General features: G+C 71.9%; 3 protein-coding genes. All 3 read right to left on the bottom strand.

Going from position 1 to position 6000, the window contains the following annotated elements; all coding sequences use genetic code 11:
• The coding region (locus tag ACWC21_RS40370; protein WP_450889695.1) for a condensation domain-containing protein at nt 1-492 on the bottom strand (492 nt) is incomplete at its 3' end.
• Between the two features lie 18 nt (nt 493-510).
• Complete coding sequence (locus ACWC21_RS40365) at nt 511-5637, bottom strand: amino acid adenylation domain-containing protein (protein ID WP_450889693.1); 5127 nt, start codon at nt 5635-5637, stop codon at nt 511-513.
• Nucleotides 5638-5646: 9 nt separating this feature from the next.
• Entirely contained in the window at nt 5647-5904 is a 258-nt protein-coding gene (locus ACWC21_RS40360) for a hypothetical protein (RefSeq protein WP_450889691.1), read from the bottom strand.
• Nucleotides 5905-6000: the final 96 nt, after the last annotated feature.

Here is a 6000-nt window from a genome sequence, read left to right as displayed (position 1 = left end):
GGGCTCCCGGCCCTCGGCCAGGGCGGAATACACCTGTGCGAACTCCTGGAGGAGGATCCCTTCCGACCATCCGTCGAACACCATGTGGTGGACGGTGACCACCAGCAGGTGCTCGCCGGCGTTCACCCGGAACACCCTCACCCGCATCAACGGCCCCGTCAGCAGGTCGAACGGTGCCGCGGCCGACTCACCGGCCCGCGTCACCGCCTCCTCGCGCCCCACCTCGATCACCTCGAAATCCACCCGCACCGACCCGTCGGCCCCCGGCTCCTCGACCAGGCGGACCGGGCCTTGCGGTCCTTCCGGGAACCGGGTGCGCAGCGCGGGGTGGCGTACGACGAGGCGGGTGAAGGCGTCACGGACGGCGGTGACGTTCAGCTCGCCGCGCAGCCACAGGGCGGACTCGATGTTGTAGACGGAGGTGGCCAGCCCGCTCTGCTCGATGGTCCACATCCACTCCTCGGACAAGGAGGGGCGCTGGTGACCGGACATGTAGGTACCCCCCACTGGTCAGGTGCGTTTCAGTTCGGCGGCGAGTGCGGCGGGCGTGGGGCTGTCGAAGACGGCGCGCAGGGGCAGCATCGTGCCGAACCGTTCGGCGACGGCGCTCAGCAGGGTCATGGCGAGCAGGGAGTGCCCGCCGAGGTCGAAGAAGTTGTCCTTCGCCCCGACCGTCTCCGTGCCGAGCACTTCGGCGAAGAGGGCCGCCATGGCCGCCTCGGTGGCGTCGGCGGGGGCGGTGCGCGGGCCGTCGTCGGGTGTATGGCGGGGCTCGGGCAGGGCGGACCGGTCGAGCTTGCCCGACGGCCCGGTCGGGAACGCGTCGAGGTACACGAACGCGTTCGGCAGCATGTGGTCCGGCAGGATCCGGGCGAGGGCGGCACGCAGCACCGCCAGGTCGCGGTCCGGCCCGTGGACAGTGAGATAGGCGACGAGCCTGCGGTCACCCGGCCCGTGGTCCCTGACGACTACCACCGCGCGGTCGACCTCCGGCTGGGCGGCCAGAGCCGCCTCGATCTCGCCGAGTTCGACCCGGAAGCCGCGGATCTTCACCTGGCCGTCCGACCGCCCGAGGAAGTCGATCTCCCCGTCGGCCAGGAACCGCACCTTGTCGCCGGTCCGGTACAGGCGGCTTCCCGGGGGACCGAAGGGGTCCGGCACGAACCGCTCGGCGGTCAGTGCCGGGCGGCCGAGGTAGCCGCGCGCCGGTGCCGTCCCTCCGATGTACAGCTCGCCGGGTGCCCCCGTGGGCACCGGTGAGAGGTCGGTGCCGAGGACGTACAGACGCGTGTTGGCGATGGGCCGCCCGATCGGCACCCGCCCGTCCGGCCGGTGGCGCACCTGCCAGTGGCTGACCTCGATGGAGGCCTCGGTGGGTCCGTACAGATTGTGGACGGCGACGTCCGGGCCCAGCGTCTCCGCTGCCGCATGTGCCAGGTGCGGATCGAGGGCCTCGCCGCTGAGGCACAGCAGGCGCAGCCCGCGGAGCGCGGCCAGCCCCTCCGCCGCCGCGAAAGCTCGTAGCATCGACGGGACGAAGTGCGCGACCTGCACCGACTCGGCGCCGATCAGGCCGGCGAGGTACGCGGGGTCGCCGTGCCCGCCGGGCGCCGCGAACACCAGGGTGCCCCCGGAGGCGAGCGGCCAGAAGATCTCCCACACCGAGACGTCGAACGTGACCGGCGTCTTCTGCAGGACGCGCAGTCCCGGTGCGCACTCCACGATGCGGTGCGTCCACAGCAGCCGGTTGACCACGGACCTGTGTTCGACCTGGACTCCCTTGGGCACGCCGGTCGAGCCCGAGGTGTAGATCACGTATGCGACGTCGTCGGGCCGTGCGGTCGGCGCGGGCGCCGGATCTTCCGTCGCGGCCGCCTGCCGCACGGACGGTCCGGGTTCGTCCTCGAGGACCAGCACGTCCGGTTTCCCGGGCAGACGGCCGGCGGACTCCCGGTCGGTGACGACGAGGACGGCTCCGCTGTCCTCGAACATCCAGCGCAGACGCTGTTCGGGGTGGTCCGGGTCGAGCGGCAGATAGGCGGCACCGGTGGCCAGCACCGCGAGCAGGGCCACGGGCAGCGCGAGTCCCCGGCCCGCGCAGACCGCGACCACCTTCCCCGGGCCGGCGCCGCGGGAGCGCAGCACGGTGGCGACACGTCCCGCCCAGTGCGTGAGCTGCGCGTAGGTCAGCTCCGCGCCCGCACTGCGGCAGGCGGACAGATGCGGGGTCCGGGCCGCCTGCGCCCACACCAGGTCGGTGATGGCGGCCCGCGGGACGGGCTGGGCGGTGTCGTTGAACTCCACCAGCAGCCGGTGCCGTTCGGCCTCGCCGAGCATGGGCAGACGGGAGATCCGGCTCCCCGGTTCGCGGACCAGGGCCTCGATCAGAACCCTCAGGTGCTGCAGGAGGCGTTCCGCCGTGCCCGGGTCGAAGAGCGCGGCACGGTACTCCAGGGCGATGTCCAGTCCGCGTGCGCCGGCCTCGGTGAGGTGGAAGGTCAGGTCGAAGATGGCGGCGCCGGTGTGCAGGGGCATCCGGGATGCCGTCAGACCGGGCAGGTGCAGTGTCTCGGGGCTGTCGTCCTGGGCGACCATGACGTCGAAGAGCAGGGAACGGCCCGGCAGGCGTTGGGGTGCCAGTTCCTCGACCAGGCTCTGGAAGGGCAACCGAGGGTGTCGCAGGGCTTGTTGCAGGGTTGCGCTCACCCGGTCCAGGAGTTCGCGGGCCGGAGGATCGTCGGCGAGGTCGCTGCGCAGGACGACGGTGTCGGTGAAGAACCCGACGACGTCCTCGAAGTCCTTGTCCCGCAGCGAGACGGGCGCGCCCACCGCGATGTCCGTCTGCCCGGTCCACCGGTGCAGCAGCACCTTCACGGCGGTGAGTAAGACGGTGTACAGCGAGGTCGCGCCGGCGTCGGCCAGCTCGCGCAGTGCGGCGGTGGTGCCGGGCTCCACGCTCACTCGGCAGACGCTGCCGCTGCTGTCGGTGGCGATGGTGCGCGGACGGTCCGTGGGGAGGTCCAGCGGGCGGAGCCCGTGCAGCCGCTGACGCCAGTGGGCGAGCGCCGCGGTGTCCCGGGCCGTGTCCCGGTGTTGCTGCAGGGCGAAGTCCCGGTAGCCGAGCGCCGGGTACGGACGGTCCGCGGCCGTGCCGGCGCACGCAGCGGCGTACTCCTCGGCGAGGTCGCGCAGAACGAGCCGCAACGAGGCGCCGTCCGCGACGATGTGGTGGACCGCGAGCCCCAGGACCCATGTGTCGTCGGCGGTACGCAGCAGGGCGGCACGCACAGGGTGCTCCCGGGCGAGGTCGAACGGCCGCCGGGCCAGGTCGGTGAGGTGGGCGTCGACGAGAGCTTCGCGTTCCGGCTCAGGCACGGACGTCAGATCGTGCTGGGCCGGCACGGTCCGGCCGTCGCGGCGCACCGTCTGGCCGTCCGCGCCGGAGGCGCTGGTCACGACGGTCCGCAGAACCGGGTGGCGGGCCGTCACCTGCCGCAGCGCGGTCGCCAGGGCGTCGGTGTCGAGCCTGCCGGTGAACCGGAAGGCGTAGGGCAGCACATAGCGGGGGCTGCCGGGTTCCAGGCGGTCGAGGAACAGCAGTCCGCGCTGCCCGGGCGTGAGGGGCCAGGAGTGCGGATCGGCCTCGGCCGGCTGCGGTGACGGCTCGACCGCGGGCCGTACGGTGCCCGGGTGCGCGGGGGCAGCCGCCCGGTACCGGGATGCCGCCAGCCGCTCCGCCAGGCGGGCTACCGTCTGGCACGCGAAGACGTCGGAGGCCGGCACCTCGGCTCCCGTCCGCTCGCGCAGCTCGGCGGCGACGCTCATCGCCAACAGCGAGTTGCCGCCGAGGGCGACGAAGCCGTCGTCGACGCCGACGGGCGAGACACCGAGCGTCCGCGACCATACGGTGGTGACCAGCTTCTCGTCCGGGCTGCGCGGGGGCGTGTAGGGCGTCCGGATTCGGGGGCGCCGACCGGAAGGCGGGGGCAACGCCGGACGGTCGACCTTGCCGCCGGCGGTCCGCGGGAGGGCAGGCAGCGTGAGACAGGTGCTCGGCACCATGTGGCCGGGCAGCCGCTCGGCGGCGAACTCCCTGAGGTCCTCGGGGGACAGCGGCTCGTCGGCCACGACGTACGCGGCGAGCTGCGGCGAGCCCCCGTCCGGTGCGGGCCATGCCGCGCAGGCTGCCTCGTGCACCAGGGGGTGGGTGGCCAGCACCGCGTCCACCTCGGCGAGTTCCACCCGACTGCCGCGGATCTTCACCTGGTGGTCGGCGCGCCCCCGGTATTCCAGACTGCCGTCCGGTAGCCGCCGCGCCAGATCACCGGTCCGGTACACCCGTGCCCCGGGACGGGTGGAGGCGGGGTCGGGTACGAACGCGGCGGCGGTCGCTCCCGGCCGGCCCAGATAGCCGCGGGCCAGTGCCTCGCCCCCGACGCAGATCTCCCCGACCTCGCTGTCCTTCACCGGTGAGACCCCGCCGGGGCTGAGGAGGCGGATGTACGCGCCGGGGATCGCGGCCCCCAGCGGCACACGGTGCCGGCCCTCGTCGCGTTCGCCGACCTCGTGCCAGGTGACGTCCGCCGCGGCCTCGGACATCCCGTACACGTTGACGAGTCGGCTCTCGGGCAGCAGCCGGCGGAATTCCCCGGCGAGGTCGGCGGGCAGTTCCTCGCCGCTGGAGAGGCAGTGGTCCAGCACGGGCAGGGCCGTGGGAGCGGCGGCCAGTTCCTTGAGCAGGGCTCTCAGCAGGGAGGGCACCAGCACCAGACGGGAGCAGCGGTGGTGCCGGAGGAAGCGCAGCAGCAGCCGGGGATCGAGCGCGGTGGCCTCCGGTACGACGGTGAGGGTGGCTCCGGCGTTGAGCGGTGAGAGGATTTCCCAGACGGCGTCGACGAAATCGGGAGAGGTCCGCTGGGCGGCCATCTCGCCGGGCCCGACCGGATAATGGGTCTGGAGCCAGGACATGCACCCGACCATTCCGCCGTGCGTACCCAGAACTTCTTTCGGGACACCCGTCGAACCGGATGTCCGGACGATATAGGCGAGATTTTGCGGGCCTATGACGGACGGCAGGTCGGCGGTGTCCAGGTCGGCGATGGTCGGCAAGTCGGAATCGAATAAGAAAAACTTGGAACCCGAACCTGCAAAATCCTCGGCCAAGTGACCGCGGGTCAGGATCACGGGAGGGCGGGCTGCGTCGAAGAAGCCGCGTGCCCGCACGGCGGGTTGCGCCGGGTCGGCGAGCATGAAGGCACCGCCGGCTTTCAGTACCGCGAGGACGGCGGTGACCAGGTCCGTCGAGCGGGGGAGGCGGATACCCACCGGCACGTCCGGGCCGACGCCTCGTGCCCGCAGGTAGCGGGCAAGCTGATTGGCCCGCTGATTGAGGGATCGGTAAGTGGTGTGGACGCCTGAGTTCAGTACTGCTGTGCGATCGGGGATTGACGCGGCCGCGCTCTCGAAAGCGGAATGCGCGAGCACGTCTCGGCGGTCTAAGGAATCACTCAAATACCCGCTCGCCTCCCCCGTGGTTTGCGGCACTGAACAGGAAAGCTTGATCCTTTGACATGCGCCATTCAAGCAGATGGCCTCACCAAGTGTCAACGGCGCCTGGGGAGCGGAATATGAATTCATCGCCCGGCATCACGTTCCGCCCCGGGACTCCGGGCTTCGGAGAGCCGCCGCCTCCCATGTCACCGGGTCGGCGGGTGTGAGGTTCTTCGCCAACGACGAGAAGGCGATACGCCGGCCGTCGCTCGTGATCGAGGCACCGGCGGAGTCGCCGTCGCCCTGGGTACCGTCGGTCGCGACACTGATCCGCTCGACCCCGGCGCCGCTGTCACCCGCGACGCCCGGCACGATCGTGGGCTCGGCCGAAGCGACCTTGGGCAACACCGTCATGACCGCGCAGACCACGACCGTGGCGCCCAAGCCGCCCCCCGCGCGTCTGGTGGCGCTCCGATTCGCGTTTCTCCTCAACTTTCCCCCTGAGGCAGG

Source organism: Streptomyces sp. NPDC001348, from assembly GCF_053597535.1.
The sequence above is the reverse complement of the archived record's forward strand: the minus strand, read 5'-3'. Positions and strand labels throughout refer to the sequence as shown.

What these genes read in the sequence shown, in the direction of transcription:
- ACWC21_RS40365 (WP_450889693.1), bottom strand. Translation starts at nt 5,637, where the DNA reads ATGAATTCATATTCCGCTCCCCAGGCGCCGTTGACACTTGGTGAGGCC.
- ACWC21_RS40360 (WP_450889691.1), bottom strand. Translation starts at nt 5,904, where the DNA reads ATGACGGTGTTGCCCAAGGTCGCTTCGGCCGAGCCCACGATCGTGCCG.